Raw genomic sequence first — 21,859 nt, 5'->3', positions numbered from 1 at the left:
GCTATGCCGGAGGATATTTATTTGTCCATCATGCACATGGTTTTCTTGCTTATATATTTGATTAATTGCTAATTATCTTCTTTTTTGTGCGATCCCCCGCAGTTTGCTTCCAACCTGATTTAAGACACTGTCCGGTTTACATTCCGTTTAAACACGCGTGGTTAAATTGACATCAGCAAAATATTTTGCAGGGAAGATTGACTCACAAGGAGTGCTCTATGAAAAGGTTGGCTATCGCAATCATTGCGGCTTTACCCTTCTGCTCCGCGCAGGCGGTTGAAAGTTATGAAGTACGAAATAACAGCGGGCAAACGGTATTTAAACTGAATTTCTACACCCCCACCGATGACGGCTATTTTACTGATGAAGGTGTCCCTCAGCACTCATCCTGGGTCCTGGACGAGGCGCAAAAGGCACAGGTGATCAGCGCCGCACAACGCTGGGCCGATATTATCAAACCCAAGCCTGGCCAATTGCCGGGGGTGATCAACGTCGGTACCTTTGATGAGAAAAATGCCGGCGCAATGAGCGCCAACGTCAGTGACGACAGCTTTAGTTTGACCCAGCTTCAGGCAGTGTTACAGGGGCAGGAGGTGGGGGTATTGGACAGCGGTGCCCATGCCATCGTCCGTATCGGCAAGCTGGACTTTACCCCTACCCAGGCCTCGCCGGCCCAGATCCCCACCGATCATCGAACCGATCTGGAAGTCACGATATTTCATGAAATTGCCCATGCGCTGGGAATCAGTAATGAGGCCGCGGTTGTCAATGGCGTAACGCAATTTAGCCCGACGCAGGGGAGCTGGACATCGCATCTGTTTGACGACAACGGTAATCCTGCTCAGCCGGACCAAGCGATTTTGTGCAAAGGCTGTGAGGGACCGGACGATCCTTCAGGTTTCGACGTGCGCAAGGATCAAGGTTATTTCGCCGGTAGCCATGTCAAAGAGGTGCTGGACGGTGCCATGCCGGGAGTTCCGGTACGCATCCTCGATGTATTTGGCGATCTGGATGAAGATTACATGTCCCACATCGAGCTGGATCGCAGCCTGATGAGCCACCAAAACTACCGCAATTACACCTCGATGATGGAAGCCGAATTGGCGCTGTTACAGGACATGGGGTACGACATCGATCGCCGTAACTTCTTTGGTCGCTCTGTTTATGGCAGCGGTCTGGATGTGGTTAACCAGCAAGGGTATTTCGCGCGTAATGCTGACGGTACCGATTATATCGACGGCAAAGCCAATACTGCTGCCCGGGGTGTCGGGTTGCACATTTACGGCAGTAACAATCGCATAGAGCAGCGCGGCGACCTGTTGGCAGATGGCGTAGCCGCCGCCGGTATCCGCATTGATGGTGCGGGCAACACGCTCAGCATCGCGCCGGGTACCCGGGTGCAGGCCAACGGTGATTATGGCACCGGCTTATTGGTGGCCTATGGGGATCGGCATAATATTATCCAGCGCGGTAGCCTGGAGGCGACCGGCAAAGAGGGTATCGCTGCCCGTCTGGACTTTGGTAACAACATGTTGGGCAATGATGCCGAATACCGTGGTTCATATATCTGGCAGTGGGGTGGGGTTGACCTGTCCAAATACCGGGCGGCCCCGCTGGTGTCCAATTTCGACATTACCGGCTCGCTGAAGGGCAGCAAAGCGGCGATCTACCAGTCAGAGAATGCGCTAGCCAGTGCAATCAACGTGATGCGTGGTGCTGACATTCAGGGCGATATTATCTCTGACTATGCGCAGTGGGACGAAAATAATCAGGCGCGTCTCACCCGTTTAACCTTCGGTTTACAGCCGGATGAGCTGGGGCAGGTCACTGCGGTGGCGGATAGCGGTTTTGACTTCACCTATAACGGCAATATTCGCGGTAAGGATAATTTTGCGTTGGTGGCCGAAGGGGGGAAAACCACGTTAAACGGCGAACATCAGGTGTATAGCGTGGATATTGAGCCGGGCGCCCAGTTGGCGGGGAATAGCCGCTATGAGTTGTCGGATGCCGGGTTGTTTACCAATAACGGTTTGCTCACCACCGGTTCACCTTTTGGTCTGGTTTCGATCGTCGGCGATTACTCGCAGGGGCCGCAGGGGCGTCTGCAACTGATGTTCGACAACCTGGGGCGTGGGGACCAGGTGATCATCAGCGGAAAATCCAGTCTGAGCGGTGCCTTGGCGCTGATGCCGGTCAAAGGCTGGTATGCATCAGACTGGAAGCTGAACAGCACTTCCCTGTTGCAACTGGGGCAGGCCAGCGGTGAGTTCGATCAGATCAGCGTGCAGACGCAGTCACCGACCTTAAGCTTCAGTGCGACACCGTTGGCGGCCGGGGAATATCAAATCAGCGCCCGCCGTGGTGCATCGGCCTACAGCCAGTATGCACAGAGCGCGAATGAGCAGAACGTCGGTCTGGCGTTGGCCCGTGCGGCGGTGACGGCGGGTAATGATATGCGTCCGTTGCTGACGGCGCTGGATTTCTCTGCCCCTGATGGCAAGCAGGTCAACAATGCTTTGGCACAGCTGGAGCCGTCGGCCTATAACAGCCTGATCCAGGCTTCATTCGATCGCGAACGTCAGTTAACCCGTGCGTTGACGGCACAGGAACGCAATCTGACGCTGGCTCCGGTTGACGACGAACAAGATTGGATCAGTTTTGCCCTGCCTTATGGCGGCGGTAACTGGCAGCGTAATTCGGGCAATATCACCGGTTACAACGCATCGCGTTATGGCGTGCTGTTCGGCGCTGAGAAACGTAATGTGCTGGTGCCTGGGCTGACCACCGGTTTCCACGCCGCGGTGGGCGGACAAACTGTCAATGCCAAAAGTGCCGATCGGGCGCGGGCGCACAGCACTTCATTTGATGTCGGTTTGCAGTTCAACTTTGCACAGGATGCCATGGCCGGGCCGTTTGCTTATGGCCTGGGCCGGGTGGGCGCTGAGGATAGTCATATGAAGCGTCAGTTTGATGTCGCCGGTGTAAGCGGCACCAGTAAGAGCGACTGGACGGCCTGGAACGGTTCATTGACCTTGGGCGGCGGCTATCATTTTGCATTAACCGATTCGTTCAGCTTTGGCCCGGTAGCGGCACTGGATTATACCGCCACCACTCATCGTACGATTAAGGAGACCGGTACTGGCACCTTGCCGATGCAGATTAAAGGGCGCTATGCCGACTCTCTGCAAAGCACGCTGGGTGTAGAGGCGCTGTTCCAGGGGACAGAGGCCTTGTCCTCGACCCTGCGCCTTGGCTGGCAGCATGAGCTGCTGAGCAACAATGTCACCCAGCGTGCGCAGTTCGTTGGTTATGACGCCTCAGCTTTTGATAGCAAAAGCACCTTGGCGGGGCGTGATGGGCTGGCGGCGCAGGCGGGTGTGCAGTATCAGTTGAACAAAGATGTTTCAGTTGGGGCCGGGCTTTCCAGCGAGTTGTTCCGCCAGGGCAGTAATTCATTAGAGGGCAATATGTCTGTGAGCTGGCGGTTCTGATTTCTCCAACAAAATGCCGGTGAGTCAATATCAATAACACGTTCGGCAAAGCGTACTCTCAAGGGACACTGCATGATGCAGTGTCCCTTTTTTACTGTCGCCGCACCGCAACCCCAACGGATTAAGGAGCAATGATGAGAGCTGCAATAGTTAACGCGTTAGGCCAGGCACCCGTAGTCGGTGATGTGGATGAGCCGATAGCCAGAGAAGGGGAAACCCTGATCGAAGTGATTGTCGCCGGTATCAAACAATTGGATCGCGCCATGGTGGCGGGAACCCATTACTCCAGCCCTAAGGTGTTGCCGATCGTGCCAGGTACCGATGGCGTTGGCTATGCACCGGATGGCCAGCGGGTTTATTTCGCCTCTTTCCGGCAGCCTCACGGCGCACTGGCAGAGCGTACCGTCGCTTCCTGGAGCGTGCCGGTGCCGAAAGGTGTGGACGATGCCACCGCGGCGGCCTTGATTAATCCGGCATTTGCCGCCTGGCTGCCGCTGCACTGGCGCGCTGAGCTTCAGGCGGGTGAAACGGTGCTGATTATTGGTGCGACCGGCACCTCGGGCAAGCTGGCGGTGGCCGCTGCACGTCAGGCGGGAGCCGGGCGGATTGTCGCGGCTGGGCGTCGGCAGAGCGTACTGGATGCGCTGGACGTCGATGCGACGGTGGACCTCAGCCTGGAAGGAGATGCACTGGTGCAGGCTTTCGCTGCTGCTGCAGGCCCGAACGGCTATCAGGTGATTGTCGATTACATTTGGGGTGCGGCTACCGAAGCGCTGCTGGCCACGCTGAACAATCACGATCTGTCTTCCTATGCCGGTGGGCGCGGTATTCGTCTGGTCAACGTAGGTTCAATGGCCGGGCCAGACATCCGCTTGCCGGCAGCGGTACTGCGCAGCAACCAGCTGCAGATTTTGGGCAGTGGTACCGGCAATTTCCCTCCGCCGGCTGAGATGCAGCGATATGCCAGTGAGATCCTGGCGTTGGCGGCCGCAGGGCAGATCTCGGTTGAAACTCAGGAGCACGGTTTATCCGAGATCGCCGAAGTGTGGGATCTGAACAAGAAAAGCGATGTGCGATCGGTGATCCGTATTGCCGGATAACTGTTCTCAGGTTTATGGGCAAACACGTTTTTGCCCATTGATCTGTCACAGTCAATCAAGCCGATACCGCGGCAGTAAAATAGCGGCTTTCATGCCGGTTTAACTCTCTTCTGGCGGCGCGAGGTAGTTTTCCGGTAAGTCGATAACAAACCCGATACCGCGTTCATCGAGTCCTTCGGTGAGCCGCAGCTGCGCACCGATTTTATCGGCCAGATTTTTGGCTATCGCCAGCCCCAGACCGCTGCCAACTTGCAGGGTGCCCGGCACGCGGTAAAAGCGCTCGAACAGCCGTTTGTGGTATTCCGGGCCGATGCCAGGGCCATTGTCGCGCAAGGTAATGTAGCAACCCAGCGGTGACAGCGAGCGAATATTGGCTTCGATTCGCCCATTCTCCGGCGCGTATTTGATGGCGTTTTCCAAAAGGTTGGTGAAGATGGTAATCAGTGATTGGCGATCGGTATCAATCATCACATTTTCACTGCCATCCAGCGAAAGTTCGACGTTCTTTTCCAGCGCATAGGGCACGTGTTGGGCAATGCATTTGCTGATTTCCGCGTGAATATTCACGGTTTCAATCTTTAGCGGAAAGTCTTCTGACTCCAGCTTGGCCAGGTCAATCAGTTGGCGCGAAAGCGATGCGGCGCGATCCAGCCCCTGCTGCATGTCTTCAATGATTTCCTGTCGTTCGGTTTTATCCGCCACCTGGGTCAGCAGATGCAACTGTGCCAGTACGGCGGCGATCGGGGTGCGTAGCTCATGCGCCGCGTCAGCCATAAAGCGTTTTTCGCGCTGATTGGCGGCATCGATACGTGCCATCAGCTTATTGATTTCCAATACTATTGGCCGGATTTCCTGATATTGCTCGGTCGCATTGATCGGTGACAAGGTACCGGGCTTGCGGTCAGAGATCATTCTGGCGATTTGCCGTAGCGGCCTCAGACTGAAATAGGCGGTGATCAACAGGGCGGCAATGGTTGCCGCCAGGGTTAGCAACAGTGGGATAGCGGTGCTTTCCGCCGGATTACCGAAAATGGTGGTGCGGTTGTCAAAGGATTCGCCGACGATCACCCTAAATTGCTGCTTGTCGCTCCAACTGCCGGCGATATGCCACTTCATATTGGCGTAACTGATAGTGCCGGACAGCACGGAAGGTGGCAGGAACAGCGGTATTTCCTGCGCTGGCGAGGCGTAAAGCATCTTATTGTTACGATCGTAAACCACGAATAAGGGTCGGTAGTCTATTTCATCCTGCATGCCGTTTTTGATCGAGTCGATATACATTATTTCGATGTCTTTAATTACCTCAGTAAAATTGTGGTCGTTGACGTCAGTCTTATCAAGAATATTGGCAATGCCGCGTGCGACAATGCGTTGCTGATTATCCAAGTATTTTTCGGCGTCGGGGTAATAAAAATATTTTACCCAGCCCATCAATACGCCCCACAGTAGTAATATGGCTAATACCTGGAAAATAATGGTGCGCATAAAAAAGGATTTAAAACTAATCATCCCAGCGTCTCTTTTTTTAATAAATAGCCAATGCCGCGCACGGTAATAATTCGCTCTCTACCTATCTTGCGCCGCAAATTATGCATATGTACCTCCAGCGAGTTACTTTCCACGCTGTCGCCGTGACCGAAAAGACTTTGCTCCAGTGCGGTTTTACGCACCACGGTGCCGGCACAGCGCATCAGTTCATGCAACAGCCGGTACTCCTTTTTCGATAACAGCAGCAGTTCACCATCCAGTGTCACCTGGTGGTTCATTGGGTCCAGATACAAATTGCCCAGGCTCCAGGTTTGGGAGGCAAACCCGGCCATGCGGCGGTTCACCGCCTTCACACGAGATATCAGCTCAGGCAAGGCGAAAGGTTTGGCCAGAAAGTCGTCCGCACCGGAGTCCAGGCTATTGACCAGGCTCTCAATCCGGTCGCGGGCGGTCAGAACAATGATCGGGATATTTTGTCCGGCGGCCCGCCACTCGACCAATTTTTTTAAGCCATCGCCGTCAGGCAGGGTCAGGTCCAGCAGCATTAAATCGAAGCTGGCTTGCGAGAGTTTACTTTGAGCATCATGGACCAGCCGCACCCAGCACAACTCAAAGCCCGCCAGCTCCAATGCGCGGCATAAGGCCTTGCCTAATTGCAGGTCGTCTTCCACCAACAGTATGTTCACGTGCCATCCGATTAATATCGATGTGTCGACGGCTATATAACTACAACCATCGGGTGAAGACAACGACGTCATCCTTTTTGCTCACCCGTTCTTAAGCAAACCTTAATCTGGCATTAATTTGGCGTTAAGGGAGCCTCGGTTTGTTTCTAGTACGCTCATCCCTGAAAAAATCATTCGGGTGGGGAAAATGCGAGCAGATAAATTTTCAACGGTGGCTACATGCGCTGTCGCGATTTTATTTTTGGCGCTGACTACGCTGCCTTCCCCTATCGGCTTGCAGAGTGGCAAGCATGCCACTCCACTTTCATCGACCCTGCCGTTTATTCAGCATGCTGAACCCCTGGTTGTTTATAAAAGCTTAAAACCTCGCATTAAAAAACAGCTGCGTCGTCTGGTGCAGCTACAACATTTAATTTAATAAGGCTGACCAGTTGAAAAATATCCTGGGTTATTCCGTAGCGACGTTGTTGACAATATTTCCCCTGCAGGGCTCTGCACAACAGGGCGGGCAAGCTTCATTGACTCTCAGCGGTGGTATGGCGGTAGCGCCGCTGTATCAGGGGGCATCTACCTATAGCGCTGTGCCGCTGTACGATATGCAGGCCAGCTATGATGGGGCGGCCTGGGGGGATTTCAGTATTGGGCTGGGGGGCGCCAGTTGGCAGTTGCCGTTGTCGGGGCCGTTCGGCATCACCTTATTGGCCGGTTATGACGGCGGACGAGACGAGAAAGTGAAAACGCTGAGAGGGCACAACAATCGGCTGAAAGGTATGGGCGATTTGGACGGTGCGTTTGAGGCCGGCATTGAACTGAGCTATAAACTCGAGCCTTTCCGCGCTTATGTCAGGGGCATGCAGGCGACCAAGGCGCGTCGCTACGGCGATGAAGATCTGGGGCACACCGCCTATGTCGATCTGGGTGTGGCAGCGCTGTATCCCTTAACCGATGCTCTTAGCCTCTCTGCCGATCTGACCACCACCTGGGCCAACAGCGGCTATCAGCGGGGCTACTTTGGTGTTACCCAGCAGCAGGCACAGCAAAGCGCTTTCGAAACTTATCGGCCAGGCAGCGGTTTTAAACAGGTGATGTTCAACACGGCGCTGAATTATCAATTGACGCGGGAAATCGCTTTCCAGGGCGGAGTCGGTATCTATACTCTGTTGGGCGATGCGGCTAACAGCCCGATCGTCGAGAAAAAGGTGGCTGGGGTGGCTTTCCTGAGTGCCAGCTACCGTTTCTGATTTCCTAACCAGAGAAAGGAACAGCATGACTAAAGTTGCATTGGTCACCGGTGCCAGCCGGGGTATTGGTCGCGCCACGGCGTTACAGCTGGCCCGTCAGGGCTACGCAGTGGGCGTTAACTATCTGAAGGATGAGGCTGCGGCGCAACAGGTGGTCGCAGAGATAACCTCCCTGGGCGGCCGGGCGCTGGCGTTGCAGGCCGATATTGGTGATGAAAGCCAGGTGGTCGCGATGTTTGCCGAACTGGATGCCACCCTCGGTCCTATTAGTGCGCTGGTCAACAATGCCGGTATTCTGTTTCAACAGACCAGCATTGAACAACTGACCGCCGAACGTATCAACAAAGTGCTGAGCACCAACGTCACCGGCTATTTCCTTTGCTGCCGCGAAGCGGTGAAGCGCATGGCGCAGCGTCATGGTGGGCAGGGCGGAGCTATCGTCAACGTCTCTTCCGCCGCCTCTCGTTTAGGGGCACCCTGGGAGTATATCGACTATGCGGCATCGAAGGGGGCGGTCGACACACTGACCACCGGACTGGCGCTGGAAGTGGCAGCCCAAGGGATTCGCGTTAACTCGGTGCGGCCGGGCTGTATTTACACCGAGATGCATGCCAGCGGCGGTGAGCCGGGCCGTGTTGATCGGGTGAAGGGCAACCTGCCGATGCAGCGTGGTGGCACCCCGGAAGAAGTGGCGGAAGCCATCGTCTGGCTGCTGTCCGATGCCGCTTCTTACGTCACCGGCAGCTTTATCGAGGCCTCCGGCGGCCGCTGACGGCGATGTTATTGAGGTTATCCGTATCATTTCAGCCCGCAAAGCGGATGCACGAGAAAGGGGGAAGTATGAAACGCAAAAATTCGGTTAGGAATGTGCAGCATAGCGTGCTTCCTCCCCTGACGGAGGAGCAAAAGCGCAGATAGCCTCCTTGAGGGTTATGCCGGATGATGGGATTGACTATGGTGATGCCCCCGCGCTTAGCGATGAGCAATGGGGAACGGCATTACAGGGGCGGTTCTACAAACCGATGAAGGTATCAAAAACAGTCAGAATTGATGCTGACATTTTGGAATGGCTCCAGAGACCGGGTAAGGGCTACCAGAAGCGTTTGAACGCGGTCTTGCGTGCCGCTATGTTGAAAGGCCAAGAGCTCGAAGAGTAAAATTATCTATCCGTAGCTGTTTATCCTGCAGTTTAAAACCCGGTAGCTTTAGACGCGCCGGGTTTTTGATACGACATTACCTCTCTCCAATCAGCCCTCATGCAGCAGCGCACTGCGGAAAGACAGAATGTGCGCTTCTGCCGCATTGGCCGCGGCGGCGTCGTCCTGTGCTGCCAGAGCGGCGATAATCGCCCGATGTTCTTCGATCACCTCCCGCATATGGCCTTCGCGTGACAGCGTGCTGGCCCAGAAACGCTGTGCTCTGGCGTGCAGCACGCTCAGGATGTCCGCCAGCATATTATTCCCGGCGATCTGCGCCAGCTGCTGGTGGAACTGGTGGTCCAACGTCATCATCTGTACCCGGTCACGGCGCTGGCTGGCGGCTTCGATCTGTTGATTGAGGGCCGTCAGTGCGGCGACTTGCGATTCGGTAATGCGCTTGCTAGCCAGTCGCATACACAGCATTTCATTGGCCAGTCGCACTTCAATCAGTTCCAGTGCGTCATCCATCGACAGCGGCGAGACCATCACCCCTTTACGCGGGATCACCTGCAGTAACCCTTCATTGGCCAGCCGGTGGATCGCCTGATTGATCGGCGTTCTGCCCATATCCAGCTCACTCATCACCTGCGCGGTATTGAGATATTCACCAGGTTTGTAGCTTAACGTCACCAGTGCTTGCTTAAAGCGCCGGTAGGCCAGTTCATTCAGCGATATTCCGGCTTCCTCTGCCGTCGGGAGTTCCTGGCTCTCTGCGTCAAGGGTCATCACGTTCTGCTCCTGCAAGAAGAAAGTTTTTAGACATAGTACACAAAAACATGGCACGGAAATCGCTTATTTGGTAGCTAAAGATATAGTGAAATTTCACAGTATTTTAACCAAAGAGGCACAAACGCCATGAGACTGACCTTCACTTTGCCTGAATCCAGCGGTGCCGGGGTGCTGGATGTTGAGATCGATCATCTGGTGATTGCCGGCTGGACCGGCCGCGATCGCGAGGCGATCCTGCACCATATTAGGGAGTTGGCGGCGCTGGGTGTGCCCCAACCCAGTGCAATCCCACTGTTTTATCGGGTGGCCGTTAATCAGCTTAGCCAGAGCGACTGCATTGAAGTGATCGGCAATGCCAGCTCCGGCGAAGCGGAACCGCTGATCTTCACTCATCGCGGCGAGCTGTTTGTTTCGCTGGCCTCGGATCATACCGATCGTCAACTGGAGGCGCACAGCGTAGCGCTGTCCAAGCAAATTTGCGTCAAGCCAGTAGCACGTGCCGCCTGGCCCTTGCGAGAAGTGATCGCACATTGGGACTCGTTGATCCTGCGATCCTGGATCAAAGAGGACGGTGAGTTCCGGCTTTATCAGCAGGGTTACCTTGCCAGTCTGCGTACTCCTGGCGATCTGCTGGATCGTTATCTGAGTGGTCAGCAGGTGCCCGAGGGCGGGCTGACGGTACCTCAGCCGCGTGACGGTCTGGCGATGGCCTGCGGCACGGTGGCGGCGATTGGCGGTATCCGACCGGCGGCCGAATTCCGTATGGAACTGGTGGACGAGGTGCTGGGGCGAACTATCAGCCATAGCTATCGCAGTATTGAACTGCCGGTGGTGGCGTGATGGAAAAACTGACTTTAACGCAGGTCGTTGCCGGGTTGACCAGCGGTGAATTAACGGCTGTGCAGTTGACTGCCGCTGCGCTGGCGCAAATTGCCGACGACCAGGGTGAGGGCTCTCGCACTTTTACCCATGTTTATAGCGACTGGGCACAGCAGCAGGCACTGGCGGCCGATCGACGGCGTGCGGCGGGTGATCCTCTGTCGGCGCTGGATGGCGTACCGGTGTCGGTTAAAGACCTGTTTGACGTCGCCGGGGAAGTCACCACCGCCGGGTCGCGGGTGCTGGCCGATGCGCCGGTGGCTAACCGCCATTCCGCCGTGGTGGCGCGGTTGTTGCAGGCTGGCGCGGTGGTGATCGGCAAAACCAACATGACCGAGTTTGCCTATTCAGGGCTGGGGATCAATCCCCACTACGGCACGCCTGCCAATCCCTGGGATCGCTCTGCTCGCCGGATTCCCGGCGGTTCGTCTTCCGGTGCGGCGGTAGCGGTGGCTGACGGCATGTGTTTTGGTGCGATAGGCAGCGACACCGGTGGCTCGGTACGCATCCCGGCGGCCTTCTGCGGCCTGACCGGTTATAAACCCACCGCCCGGCGTATCGACCGTCGCGGCCTGTTGCCATTGTCACCCTCACTGGATTCGATTGGCGTGATTGCTCATGACGTTGCCGGTTGCATCGCGCTGGATGCGGCGATAGCCGATCTGCCGCTGCATCCGCAGCAGAAAACCTTGAGTCAGGCGCGCTTTGCCGTGCCCCAAACGCTGGTGCTGGATGGCCTGGACGATGAGGTCACTGCCGCGTTTCATCTCAGCCTGCAGCGGCTGACGCAGGCCGGAGCACAGATTGAATTTATTCCCTGCCAGGAGTTTGGCGAACTGGCGACGATCAACGCTGCCGGTGGTTTCAGCGCGCTGGAGTCCTGGCGCTGGCATCAGCCGCTGATTGCCGAACATGCCGATGGCTATGACCCAAGGGTGTTATCGCGTATTCGTCGCGGCCAATGGCTGAATGAGCAGGATCTACAGCAATTGCAGTTGCTGCGTGCCGATTGGCAACGGCGGGTGACGGCTGCAGTGCAAGGGTTTGACGCACTCTTGATGCCGACGGTGCCTATGGTTGCGCCAACCATTGCCGAGTTGGAAGCGGATGAAGACGCTTATTTTCGTATCAACGGCGCTGCGCTGCGTAACCCTTCGGTGATCAACTTCCTCGATGGTTGCGCACTATCACTGCCCTGCCAATCGCCCGGTGCGGCGCCGGTTGGCCTGATGGTGGCCGGGTTGCCCTTGCAGGACGAGGCGCTGCTGGGTTGGGCGCTGGCGATCGAACGCTGCCTCACCGAGGTGTGATTTTCCGGTGGGGTCGACCCCGCCTTACTTTGAGCTAACAGGAGAGTACCCATGACCGGTTCCCCGAACGGAATGCTGTTTGTCGCAACAGATGTCGCCGCGCAGGACGAGGCGGATTTCAATCAGTGGTACGACCGTGAGCACGTGGAAGAGCGGGTACGGATGCCCGGTTTTTTGTCGGGCACGCGTTATCAGGCGCTACAAGGCGGGCGTAAATACCTGGGGCTGTATAAAACCGAATCCCTGGCCAGTTTTACCTCGGCGGCTTACCGCGCCGCGTTTAACCAACAGACCCCCTGGTCGGTGGCGAGCCTCGACAAAATGCGCGACCCAATGCGCCGGGTCTGTGCGGTAGAGGCGGTGACCGGGCAGGGCTGCGGCAGCCATTTGGCCATTGTTACCCTGGAGCCGGCGGCACCGGAAGTCCTGAAAGCCGGTATTCATCATTTGGGGACTATGCTGGCCGAGCAACCCGGTTTTGTGCGCAGCAGCCTGCTGTCGCCGGATGTTGAACTCAGCTCGCCGCTGCCGAAAGAGTCGCGAGAAAATCGCCAGTTGTTGCCGATGCTGTTGATCGAAAGCAGCAGTGCCGAAGCCGGCCAGCGGCTGAATGAGCTGGCCTGTCACCACTTGAAAATCCCCGCCACCGATGCGGTGCATTATGCCCTTGGCTGGCAACTGACCACGCAGGAGCTGTCATCATGAGCACTTCAACCACGGAAACACCGACCGCGGATTTATCTGCCGACGATACTGCCGCGCATCCACCGAATACCGGCAAGCTGGCCGCGGCCAGTTCGATCGGCACCGCACTGGAATGGTATGACTTCACCGTCTACAACATCATGGCGGCGCTGATTTTCAACCACGTGTTTTTCCCATCGTTCGATCCGCTGGTGGGCACTATTTTGGCGTTTTCCACCTACGCGGTCGGTTATGTTTCACGGCCGATTGGCGGCATCGTGTTTGGTCATCTCGGCGACGTGCTGGGGCGCCGTTTTGTCCTGGTGACCACGCTGGTGATCATGGGCGTGACGACCGCGCTGATGGGGCTGCTGCCGGGTTATGCCAGTTGGGGCATTTGGAGCCCACTGCTGTTGGTCACGCTGCGCTTTATTCAGGGGATTGCGTTGGGAGGCGAATGGGCGGGGGCAGTATTGCTGTCGATGGAACACGGTAAACCTCATCAGCGTGGGCGTAACGCCTCCTTTGCTCAGGTCGGCCCTTCCTGTGGGACCCTGATCGGCACCGGTTTGATCACGCTGGTGACGGTAGCGATGTCGGCAGAAGATTTCCAGCAGTGGGGTTGGCGTATTCCTTTCCTGCTTAGCCTGGTGTTGGTGGTATTTGGCCTGTGGTTGCGCCGTGGGGTGGGGGAAACGCCGGCGTTTCTGAAACTGGAGGCGTCCAAAGACGTTACCCATTCGCCGATCCGCGAGGTCTTCACCCAGCATCGGCGTCCATTGTTGATTGCCGGTGGCTCGCGTATCGGTTCCGACGTGCTGTATGCGCTGGTGGTGGTCTTTACCCTGACCTATGTCACCACGGTACTGAACCTGCCGCGCCCGCTGGCGTTGGCCGCAACCATGTTGGGGGCGATCGGTAACGCGATTACCGTACCGATGTTTGGCGCACTGTCCGATCGCTTTGGTCGTCGACCGGTGTATATCGGCGGGGCGCTGGCGGCGATGGTTTGGGCATTTGTGTTCTTTATACTGCTCGACAGTAGCCAGCCGGTGCTGATCTGCCTGGCGGTGGTGGTGGGGTTGTTGATCCATGCGGCGATGTACGGCCCGCAGGCGGCTTTTATCACTGAACAGTTCCCGACCCGGGTGCGCTATGCGGGATCGTCGTTGGCTTATACGCTGGCAGGTATTATCGGTGGTGGTTTTGCACCCTTGATTATCGCATCGTTATTCAAGTCTTACGACAGCACGCTGGCGATCTCGGCCTATGTGGTGGTGGCGTTGTTGATCACGCTGTGGGCGGTGATTGCCGCAAAGGAAACGGCCCACAAGCCGTTGTGAATGGCTTGCCGGGTGAGAGGATCACCCGGCTTGTCTCAACAGCAGCAGCGTTACTTCAGCCAGCCTTTGCGTTGAGCGTCCTGCAGGTGTTGCAGCAGATACTTCCATAGCTCTGGCTGGACATCGGCAATGGCCGCGTTACGCGACAGCACCTGCTCCAGACTGATGCCATTTTCGACCCAGCTTTGGCCTTCGTTATGCAGGTTCATCAGCATTGGCATGGTGCGATCCAGCACCAGTGCGAAACGCGCGTCGGCGCTCTCACCATCTTCATACTCCTGCCATAAAGCGGTGAAATACTCGCGCTGAGTGTCTGGCAGCATACCGAACAACCGGCGGGCTGCCGCCACTTCTTTATCATGGATCGCTGCGCGGGCCGCCAGATCGTAGACCAGCACGTCACCGGCATCGATCTCAACGATGTCATGCAGCAGCGCCATCTGGATCACCCGTTGGATATCCACGCCTTCACCGGCGTAAGGCGCCAGGCTCAGGGCGCCAATAGCAAAGTGCCAGCTGTGTTCGGCGGAGTTTTCCTGGCGTTGAGTGCCCAGCACTTTGGTGCGGCGTTGCACGCTTTTCAACTTGTCGATTTCCATCAGGAACTGGATGACCTGGGTCATGGAGCCGAAATCTAACGCGGGTACAGCGGATGACATGGTGTAAACCTCAAGGTAGATGGGTTGAAGCCGAACGATTGTAGACCAGTGGGCGAGGGATTTCGATGGTTACACGCGCACACAGTTTTATTTTAGCGTACACGTGTACACTGAAATTATTCTCAGTTAAGCTGTTTTGCGGTAATTTCGAACAATGTTGGCTGTTTTGAGGGGTTGTGCTTTATGGGAAAAACGGGCGTAGTAAAAGCCGGTAGCGAAAAAATTGCCGCTGCGGCCTATCCGTGGGCGGAAGAGATCGCTAATAGTATCAGTCATGGCATCGGTCTGGTTTTCGGCATTGTCGGCCTGGTTCTGCTGTTAGTTCAGGCGGTCGATACCGGCGCTGATGTGACGGCCATCGCCAGTTACAGTCTCTATGGCGGCAGCATGATCCTGCTGTTCCTTGCCTCCACGCTCTACCATGCCATTCCCCACCAAAAGGCCAAGCACTGGCTGAAAAAATTTGACCACTGCGCCATTTATCTTTTGATTGCCGGTACCTACACGCCATTTTTGTTGGTGGGGCTGAACTCACCGTTAGCAAAAGGGCTGATGGCGGTAATCTGGGGATTGGCGTTGCTGGGCGTATTGTTCAAGCTGGCCTTTGCCCACCGTTTTGAAGCGCTGTCGTTGGTGACCTATCTGACCATGGGCTGGCTGTCGCTGATCGTGATTTATCAGCTGGCGACCCGTCTGGCGTTGGGCGGTGTGACGCTGCTGGCGGTAGGGGGCGTGGTTTATACCCTGGGAGTGATCTTCTATGCATCAAAGCGTTTCCGCTTCGGTCACGCCATTTGGCATGGTTTCGTGCTCGGCGGCAGCCTGTGCCATTTTATGGCTATTTATCTGTACGTCTGATCTCCGCTGATATCTTTCGCACCGCAGCGTTGCTGGCTGCAGTGCGAAATCTATTGCGGATAGATTAAGAAGCTCTGAACTGCCCCTATTTTTCTTCTATCAACGAATACGGCAGCGGTTTGATGGCCAGTTGGCTGGCGGCATCATCGCGAACCCGTAGCTTGCTGTCGGCATCCAGATCGTTATTCAACACTACCTGTACCCACAGGGTGCCGTCGGCCAGCTTGGCAGCACTCAGCACCGTACCGGTACGGCGCCAGTTCTCACCCAGTTGCAACTCCACGTCTTCAGCGGCCTGTGGCACTCGCCCGGCTTTGCCTTCCAGCCAGTACAACGCACGCTTGTTGGCACCGCGGAACTTGGCACGAGCCACCATTTCCTGACCGGTGTAGCAACCCTTGCTGAAACTGATGCCTTCCAGCGCCTGCAGGTTGGTGGCCTGTGGGATCAATTGCCCGCTGTTGGCGGTATCAATTACCGGGTAACCGGCTTCGATATCCAGCGTCAGCCACTGTTGACTGTCGTTCAGTTCTGCCTGTTCGTGCAGCTTGTCAGCCAACTGTTCGGCAATGGCAGCGGTGGTAACCAGCAGAAAACGTTCCGCCGGTAAAGAGAAGTGCAACAGCGTGGTTTCACCGTCCTGCACCACCTGATGTTCAGCATCCGGCAGGCTGTTGAACACCCCCGCCAGCGCCGCACGTGCCTGAAAACCGGCGACGCCCAATAAGACGGCTTCGTTGTCGGCGGCAATGGTGAGTTTGGAAAACACTGCGTACTTCTTGATTTCTGCCAGTTGGCTGTCCAGCACGCTGCGGCGTTCCAGATAGGCAAAGCCTTCACCGCGATGGAACAAACGCAGATTGCTCCACATTTTGCCCTTGGCATCGCAGTGGCCGCACAACACATGACTATCGGCCGGCAGCGCTTCGATATCGGCGGTCACCTGGCCCTGAAGGTATTTCACCGTATCCGGTCCGTTCAGAGTCACCATTGCCCAATCTTCCAGCGAGATCAGGGTCAGGGGCAGATGGGAAGAAGCGGAGGGCTGACGGGGTGGAAATGGAATTTTATACGCCATAGTAAGATCCTGCTTAACGTTTAGCTTACCTGAAGGTGTGTTGACCCCATGGTAAAAGAGGCGGCGGGCTTTGCAAACTGTTATTCACGCTTGCTTCTCTGGCAGCGCTTTTTTTGACATTTAGCGCCTTATTACGCTTTACACAGAGAACGTCCTTCCCGGCGAGTATGTCAAATTGTTACTCTATAGGCTTGCGGCCAAGGGTTACCCTTGCAGACAGATCTTTGGCTGATGGAATTATATCGCGCCGGTGTTGCCATACAGTGTGTCAGTTGAACCCTGCGATGGCGTTGCCACGCTGAAAAGAGGTTAGTCATAACAACATGGATATTAATAACAAAGCACGCATCCACTGGGCTTGTCGCCGTGGTATGCGCGAGCTGGACATCTCCATCATGCCGTTCTTCGAGTATGAATACGACCAGTTGAATGATACAGACAAAGCGCTGTTTATCCGCCTGCTGGAGTCCGACGATCCCGATCTCTTCAACTGGCTGATGAATCATGGCGCTCCGCAGGACAGTGAACTGCAGAGAATGGTGACACTGATCCAGACGCGAAATAAAGACCGTGGCCCAGTGGCGATGTGACGTCCGTATTTCCTGGCGCACCCAGTTACTTTCGTTGCTGACACACGGCGCACTGATCCTGCTGATCCTGATTTCACCCTGGCCGGAAGGCTACGGGCCGATCTGGCTGGTGTTGCTGACGCTGGTGGTGTTTGAGTGCATTCGCAGCCAAAAGCGCATTGCGTCGCGGCAGGGCGAACTACGCCTGCTGGAAAACCAACGTCTGGGTTGGCACGGCCAGGAATGGCAACTGGTGAAGCAGCCCTGGATGCCGCGTTACGGCATTCTGCTGACCTTGCAACCCGTGGGGGGCAAAAAGCGCCGTCGACTGTGGCTGGCATCCGATGCCATGGCCAAAGCCGATTGGCGGCATCTGCGCCAGCAGTTGCTCTATCCGCCGGCCAGTGATGACGAGGAACCCTGATGAAGCCGACGCTCTGGCTGGTGGAAGATGAGCCCAGCATTGCCGATACGCTGATTTATACCCTGGAGAGCGAAGGCTTCCAGGTGCGCTGGTTCGAACGTGGTGAGCCGGCATTACAGGCGTTGGCGCAAGGGGCACCTGCGCTGGCGATCCTCGATGTTGGCCTGCCGGACATCAATGGTTTTGAACTCTGCCGTCGGCTGTTATCACAGTCGGCGGATTTACCGATTTTGTTTCTCACCGCCCGCAGCGATGAGGTTGATCGCCTGATTGGGCTGGAAATCGGCGCCGACGATTATGTCGCCAAACCCTTCTCTCCACGAGAGGTCAGCGCCCGGGTGCGCACCATTCTGCGTCGTCTGCAAAAACAGCAGCGCCTGCAGCAGCCTGCACTGTACAGCTTCGGTCCTTTTGGCCTGGATGAACAGGCCGCGGCCATCTATTACCATCAGCAGCCACTGCCGCTGACCCGTTACGAATTTCTGCTGTTGAAAACCCTGTTGCTGGCACCCGGCCGGGTATTCTCACGCCAACAATTGATGGAAAGCGTCTGGGCGCTGGCCGAAGAGAGCCTGGATCGCACCGTCGACACCCATATCAAAACGCTGCGCGCCAAGCTGCGAGCCATCGACCCTGCGGAACCGCCTATCCACACCCACCGCGGTCTCGGCTACAGCGTGAGCCGCCAGTCATGAGAATAGGCCTGCGGCTGCTGTTGGGGTATTTCCTGATCGTGGCGGTAGCGGGCTATTTCGTGCTGAGTATTTTCGTGCAGGAAGTGAAGCCCGGGGTGCGGCGTGCGACCGAAGGCACGCTGGTGGATACCGCCAACCTGCTGGCGCAGATCGCGCGTCTGGACATGCAGCACGCCGATGTGGCGCACGGGCAACTGGCGCAGGCGTTTGCCCAACTCAATCAACGGCCGATTGGTGCCAATATTGCCGGCATCCGCAAGGATCGCAGCGAATACCATGTCTATCTCACCGATCAACAAGGCAAGGTCATTTTTGATTCCAGCGGTAAGGCACTCGGCCAGGACTACTCCCGCTGGAATGATGTTTATTTGACGCTGCTTGGCCAGTATGGCGCGCGCAGTACGCGCAGCGATCCGCAGGATGAAGACAGCTCGGTGATGTACGTCGCCGCGCCGGTAATGGAGCAGGGCAAAATTATCGGCGTGCTCAGCGTTGGTAAACCGAACAGCACCATGGCGCCGGTGATTAAGCGTAGCGAGCGACGCATTCTTTGGGCGGGTGCGCTGCTGTTGGGCATTGCCTTGTTGATCGGTCTGGGTTTTGTCTGGTGGATCAACCGCTCAATTGGCCGGCTGGTGCACTATGCTGATGGCGTGGCGAAGGGTGAAAGTGCACCGCTGCCAAAAATGGGCGGCCATGAGCTGACACAGCTGGCGCAGGCGTTGGACAGCATGCGGGTGAAGCTGGAGGGCAAGGCCCACATCGAACAGTATGTGCATACCCTGACCCACGAGCTGAAAAGCCCGCTGGCGGCCATCCGTGGCGCAGCCGAGCTGTTGCAGGAACAGCCGCCAGCGGCCACCGCCCAGCGTTTTCTGACCAATATCGAACAACAGAGTGCGCGCATTCAGCAACTGGTGGATAAATTGCTGGTGCAGGCACGGCTGGAGAGCCGGCCTGGACTGGAGCTGGCTCCGCTGGCGATGGCGACGCTGGTGCGTCAGGCGGTGGCAAGCAAAGAGGCGCAGGCAGAGCGACGCAGCGTTCTGCTGCAGGTGAATGTGGCAGAAGAGATCACTCTGAGCGGAGATGGATTGCTGATCAGCCAGGCGCTGACTAACCTGCTCGACAATGCGCTGGATTTTACGCCACCGGGCGGCAGCATCAGTGTCCGTGGCGAACGCCTCGATGGTCACTACCAGGTCACCGTCAGTGACGACGGCAGTGGCATTCCGGATTACGCGCTGGACAAAGTGTTTGACCGTTTTTATTCGCTGGCCCGATCGGACAAGCCGAAAAGCAGCGGCCTGGGTCTGAACTTTGTGCAGGAAGTGGCGCGCTTGCACCGTGGCAGCATCCAGTTGAACAACCGTCAACCGCAGGGCGTGACAGCTATTTTCACCTTATCGCTCTGACTTCACCGTCCCTTCACATAACCACATCCGGCTTTCACCTGAGGCTTTTATCGTAGCGCTATTACCTACATGGAGCGCGGCGATGATGAAATCGGTACTGTTTTGGAAAATAACCACTCTGCTGGGATTGATGATTTTAATGATCATCCCGGTAACGCAGTTAATGAATGTGATTGATGAGCGCAGCGGCTACCGCCAGAGCGTGGTCGGGCAGGTCAGCGAAAGCACCAGCCGGGCGCAGCGTATTTTGGGGCCGTTGATTGTCATCCCTTATAGCGAGCGGGAAGAGAAGACGGATGACAAGGGGCAGAAAGTGGTGCAAATGGTTCGCCATCATCGTTATCTGCTGCCGGAGACTTTACAGGTTAACGGCAGGCCGAACGTGGAGGTGCGCAAGCTGGGCATTTACCAGACTCAGGTGTATCAGGGGCCGCTGCAGTTTAAGGTGAAGTTTGGCCAGCCGGATTTGACGGACTTGCAGCGCACTAACGTGACGGTGGGTCAGCCTTTCCTGCTGGTTTCATTGAGTGATTCACGCGGTATCAAGAGCATCTCGCCACTGACCAGCACAGAGTCTCAAACGACCTTTGAGCCGGGCACTCAGGTCAATGTGTTGCATCAGGGGATCCATGCGCCGCTGACGCTGGCCGCATTGCAAAAAGCGGGGCTGGATGCCGAGTTCACCCTGACGCTGGTGGGCACCAGCAGCCTGTCACTGGTACCGCTCGGCCGTAGCAGTGAATTGACGTTGCAGAGCAACTGGCCACATCCGAACTTCCTCGGTAACTTCTTGCCGGACGAACGCAAAGTGACGGAAAAAGGCTTCAGTGCCCGCTGGCGCAGCACCTGGTTTGCCAACAACATCAACAGCGCTTTCCATTACGACGATGAAATTCTTGGCGAAGAAAAGCTGCCGACCTTCAGCACCAGTCTGATTGAACCGGTGGATCACTACCAACTGACCGAACGTGCGGTGAAATATGCGGTGCTGTTTATCGGCCTGACGTTTATGGCGTTCTTCCTGTTCGAAACCCTGACCGGCCTGCGTGTGCATCCGATTCAGTATTTGCTGGTTGGCGCGGCACTGGTGTTGTTCTACCTGATCCTGCTGGCATTCTCCGAGCACTTCGGTTTCGCTACCGCCTACCTGTTGGCCAGTATCGCCTGCAGCGGACTGATCGCCTTTTACCTCAGCGCGGTACTGCGCGGCAGGTTGCGGGGGGCGCTGTTCGCCGCCAGCCTGTTGATGTTGTATGGCGTGCTGTATCTGTTGCTGCAGTCGGAAGATAACGCACTGGTACTGGGGGCAGGGCTGTTGTTCGCTATTTTGGCAGGAATTATGCTGCTGACGCGCAAGCTGGACTGGTATCAGGTGGCCGATCCGGCACGCCTGAATAGTGAAACACCGAGCGGCGAGGGTGAAAATCGCTTCCGGTTGTGGAAATAAGTACCAGATTGGGCGCGGTTCATTGCCGCGCCCATGGGCATTACAGCAGCGGTTCCATCTCCAGCAGGATCTGTTCGCACCACTGTTGCAGCCGGTCTTCGCTCATGTCGTATTGATTCACATCATCCAGCGCCAGGCCGACAAAGTGTTTGCCGTCGGCGCTCAGCGGTTTCGGGCTGGTAAATTCGAAGCCTTCGATCGGCCAGAAACCGATAAACTGCACCCCGAGCGGGGCAATGTGATCGTGCAGCATGCCAAGCGCATCGAGGAACCATTCGCCGTAACCGAGTTGATCACCCATGCCATACATGGCAACGATTTTCCCCTGCAAATCCAGCGTGGTCAACTGTGGCCAAATCGCTTCCCAGTCTTCTTGCAACTCACCGAAGTCCCAGGTTGGCATGCCGAGGATCAGGATGGAATAATCTTCCATCAGCTTGGGGGAGACGTCTTTCAGGTTGTGCAGGTCGACCAGGTCTTCACCCAGAATCTCACGGATTTTTTCTGCTGCCATCTCGGTGTAGCAGGTGCTGGAGCCGTAAAACAGACCAATCTTCATGTTTA

Annotated in this window: 21 protein-coding genes and 1 pseudogene; 16 read left to right on the top strand and 6 right to left on the bottom strand. The window is 56.4% G+C overall.

Annotated features, from left to right (window positions below):
- Positions 1–218 precede the first annotated feature (218 nt).
- Together BEI65_RS13960 and BEI65_RS13955 are read left to right on the top strand one after the other, a co-directional pair.
- Positions 219–3,491: an autotransporter domain-containing protein gene (locus tag BEI65_RS13960; RefSeq protein WP_099063855.1), complete on the top strand. Its 3,273-nt coding sequence runs from the start codon at positions 219–221 to the stop codon at positions 3,489–3,491.
- A 134-nt stretch (positions 3,492–3,625) separates the two neighbouring features.
- A complete protein-coding gene (locus BEI65_RS13955) occupies positions 3,626–4,591 on the top strand; it encodes a zinc-binding alcohol dehydrogenase family protein (RefSeq protein ID WP_099063854.1) in 966 nt (321 codons plus the stop codon).
- A gap of 99 nt (positions 4,592–4,690) precedes the next feature.
- On the opposite strand, the gene BEI65_RS13950 is transcribed toward BEI65_RS13955, so the two are convergent.
- Both BEI65_RS13950 and BEI65_RS13945 read right to left on the bottom strand, forming a co-directional pair.
- Positions 4,691–6,100, bottom strand: coding sequence for an ATP-binding protein (locus BEI65_RS13950; protein WP_099063853.1), 1,410 nt, complete (start codon positions 6,098–6,100; stop codon positions 4,691–4,693).
- On the bottom strand, positions 6,097–6,765 hold the full coding sequence (locus tag BEI65_RS13945) for a response regulator (RefSeq protein WP_085118723.1): 669 nt from the start codon (positions 6,763–6,765) through the stop codon (positions 6,097–6,099). The genes BEI65_RS13950 and BEI65_RS13945 overlap by 4 nt, the downstream gene beginning before the upstream one ends.
- A gap of 187 nt (positions 6,766–6,952) precedes the next feature.
- On the opposite strand from BEI65_RS13945, the gene BEI65_RS26820 reads away from it, so the two are divergent.
- From BEI65_RS26820 to BEI65_RS13925, 4 genes and pseudogenes are all read left to right on the top strand, one after another.
- Positions 6,953–7,183 (top strand): hypothetical protein, encoded by a 231-nt coding sequence (locus BEI65_RS26820; RefSeq protein ID WP_157765451.1) that lies wholly within the window; start codon positions 6,953–6,955, stop codon positions 7,181–7,183.
- Positions 7,184–7,196: 13 nt separating this feature from the next.
- A complete protein-coding gene (locus tag BEI65_RS13940) occupies positions 7,197–8,006 on the top strand; it encodes a MipA/OmpV family protein (RefSeq protein WP_099063852.1) in 810 nt (269 codons plus the stop codon).
- Between the two features lie 25 nt (positions 8,007–8,031).
- On the top strand, positions 8,032–8,778 hold the full coding sequence (locus BEI65_RS13935; RefSeq protein ID WP_099063851.1) for an SDR family oxidoreductase: 747 nt from the start codon (positions 8,032–8,034) through the stop codon (positions 8,776–8,778).
- Positions 8,779–8,846: 68 nt separating this feature from the next.
- Positions 8,847–9,163 (top strand): annotated as a pseudogene (locus tag BEI65_RS13925) (BrnA antitoxin family protein).
- 90 nt (positions 9,164–9,253) lie between these two features.
- Here the strand turns inward: BEI65_RS13925 and BEI65_RS13920 are convergent.
- Positions 9,254–9,931: a GntR family transcriptional regulator gene (locus BEI65_RS13920; RefSeq protein WP_099063850.1), complete on the bottom strand. Its 678-nt coding sequence runs from the start codon at positions 9,929–9,931 to the stop codon at positions 9,254–9,256.
- A gap of 129 nt (positions 9,932–10,060) precedes the next feature.
- On the opposite strand from BEI65_RS13920, the gene BEI65_RS13915 reads away from it, so the two are divergent.
- Genes BEI65_RS13915 through BEI65_RS13900 form a run of 4 tightly spaced genes read left to right on the top strand, consistent with a single transcriptional unit; the run spans position 10,061 to position 14,150 of the window.
- Positions 10,061–10,774, top strand: a complete 714-nt coding sequence (locus tag BEI65_RS13915; RefSeq protein ID WP_099063849.1) for a DUF2848 domain-containing protein — start codon at positions 10,061–10,063, stop codon at positions 10,772–10,774.
- Positions 10,774–12,123 carry an amidase gene (locus tag BEI65_RS13910; RefSeq protein ID WP_099063848.1) on the top strand — a complete coding sequence of 450 codons (1,350 nt, stop codon included), beginning with the start codon at positions 10,774–10,776 and terminating at the stop codon, positions 12,121–12,123. The genes BEI65_RS13915 and BEI65_RS13910 overlap by 1 nt, the downstream gene beginning before the upstream one ends.
- Positions 12,124–12,174: 51 nt before the next feature.
- Positions 12,175–12,828 (top strand): antibiotic biosynthesis monooxygenase, encoded by a 654-nt coding sequence (locus BEI65_RS13905; protein WP_099063847.1) that lies wholly within the window; start codon positions 12,175–12,177, stop codon positions 12,826–12,828.
- Positions 12,825–14,150 (top strand): MFS transporter, encoded by a 1,326-nt coding sequence (locus BEI65_RS13900; protein WP_099063846.1) that lies wholly within the window; start codon positions 12,825–12,827, stop codon positions 14,148–14,150. Before BEI65_RS13905 ends, BEI65_RS13900 begins: the two co-directional genes overlap by 4 nt.
- A gap of 50 nt (positions 14,151–14,200) precedes the next feature.
- Here BEI65_RS13900 and BEI65_RS13895 read toward each other — a convergent pair whose 3' ends face one another.
- Positions 14,201–14,809, bottom strand: a complete 609-nt coding sequence (locus tag BEI65_RS13895) for an HD family hydrolase (RefSeq protein WP_099063845.1) — start codon at positions 14,807–14,809, stop codon at positions 14,201–14,203.
- A 183-nt stretch (positions 14,810–14,992) separates the two neighbouring features.
- On the opposite strand from BEI65_RS13895, the gene BEI65_RS13890 reads away from it, so the two are divergent.
- Positions 14,993–15,667, top strand: coding sequence for a hemolysin III family protein (locus BEI65_RS13890; RefSeq protein ID WP_085118705.1), 675 nt, complete (start codon positions 14,993–14,995; stop codon positions 15,665–15,667).
- A gap of 85 nt (positions 15,668–15,752) precedes the next feature.
- Here the strand turns inward: BEI65_RS13890 and ygfZ are convergent, their stop codons facing one another.
- Positions 15,753–16,745 (bottom strand): tRNA-modifying protein YgfZ, encoded by a 993-nt coding sequence (ygfZ, locus tag BEI65_RS13885; protein ID WP_099063844.1) that lies wholly within the window; start codon positions 16,743–16,745, stop codon positions 15,753–15,755.
- Between the two features lie 323 nt (positions 16,746–17,068).
- On the opposite strand from ygfZ, the gene sdhE reads away from it, so the two are divergent.
- From sdhE to creD, 5 genes are all read left to right on the top strand, one after another.
- Positions 17,069–17,335 (top strand): FAD assembly factor SdhE, encoded by a 267-nt coding sequence (gene sdhE / locus BEI65_RS13880; RefSeq protein WP_037418284.1) that lies wholly within the window; start codon positions 17,069–17,071, stop codon positions 17,333–17,335.
- Entirely contained in the window at positions 17,316–17,738 is a 423-nt protein-coding gene (locus BEI65_RS13875) for a protein YgfX (protein WP_099063843.1), read from the top strand. Before sdhE ends, BEI65_RS13875 begins: the two co-directional genes overlap by 20 nt.
- Positions 17,738–18,433, top strand: coding sequence for a two-component system response regulator CreB (gene creB / locus BEI65_RS13870; protein ID WP_085118700.1), 696 nt, complete (start codon positions 17,738–17,740; stop codon positions 18,431–18,433). The genes BEI65_RS13875 and creB overlap by 1 nt, the downstream gene beginning before the upstream one ends.
- A complete protein-coding gene (gene creC, locus BEI65_RS13865) occupies positions 18,430–19,848 on the top strand; it encodes a two-component system sensor histidine kinase CreC (RefSeq protein ID WP_099063842.1) in 1,419 nt (472 codons plus the stop codon). Before creB ends, creC begins: the two co-directional genes overlap by 4 nt.
- Positions 19,849–19,930: 82 nt before the next feature.
- Complete coding sequence (creD, locus tag BEI65_RS13860) at positions 19,931–21,295, top strand: cell envelope integrity protein CreD (RefSeq protein WP_099063841.1); 1,365 nt, start codon at positions 19,931–19,933, stop codon at positions 21,293–21,295.
- Between the two features lie 40 nt (positions 21,296–21,335).
- Here the strand turns inward: creD and fldB are convergent, their stop codons facing one another.
- Positions 21,336–21,854 (bottom strand): flavodoxin FldB, encoded by a 519-nt coding sequence (fldB, locus tag BEI65_RS13855; protein ID WP_085118696.1) that lies wholly within the window; start codon positions 21,852–21,854, stop codon positions 21,336–21,338.
- Positions 21,855–21,859 lie beyond the last annotated feature (5 nt).

Source organism: Serratia sp. BW106, assembly GCF_002607755.1.
In the GTDB taxonomy this organism is placed as follows: Bacteria; Pseudomonadota; Gammaproteobacteria; order Enterobacterales; family Enterobacteriaceae; genus Serratia; species Serratia proteamaculans.
The sequence above is the reverse complement of the archived record's forward strand: the minus strand, read 5'-3'. Positions and strand labels throughout refer to the sequence as shown.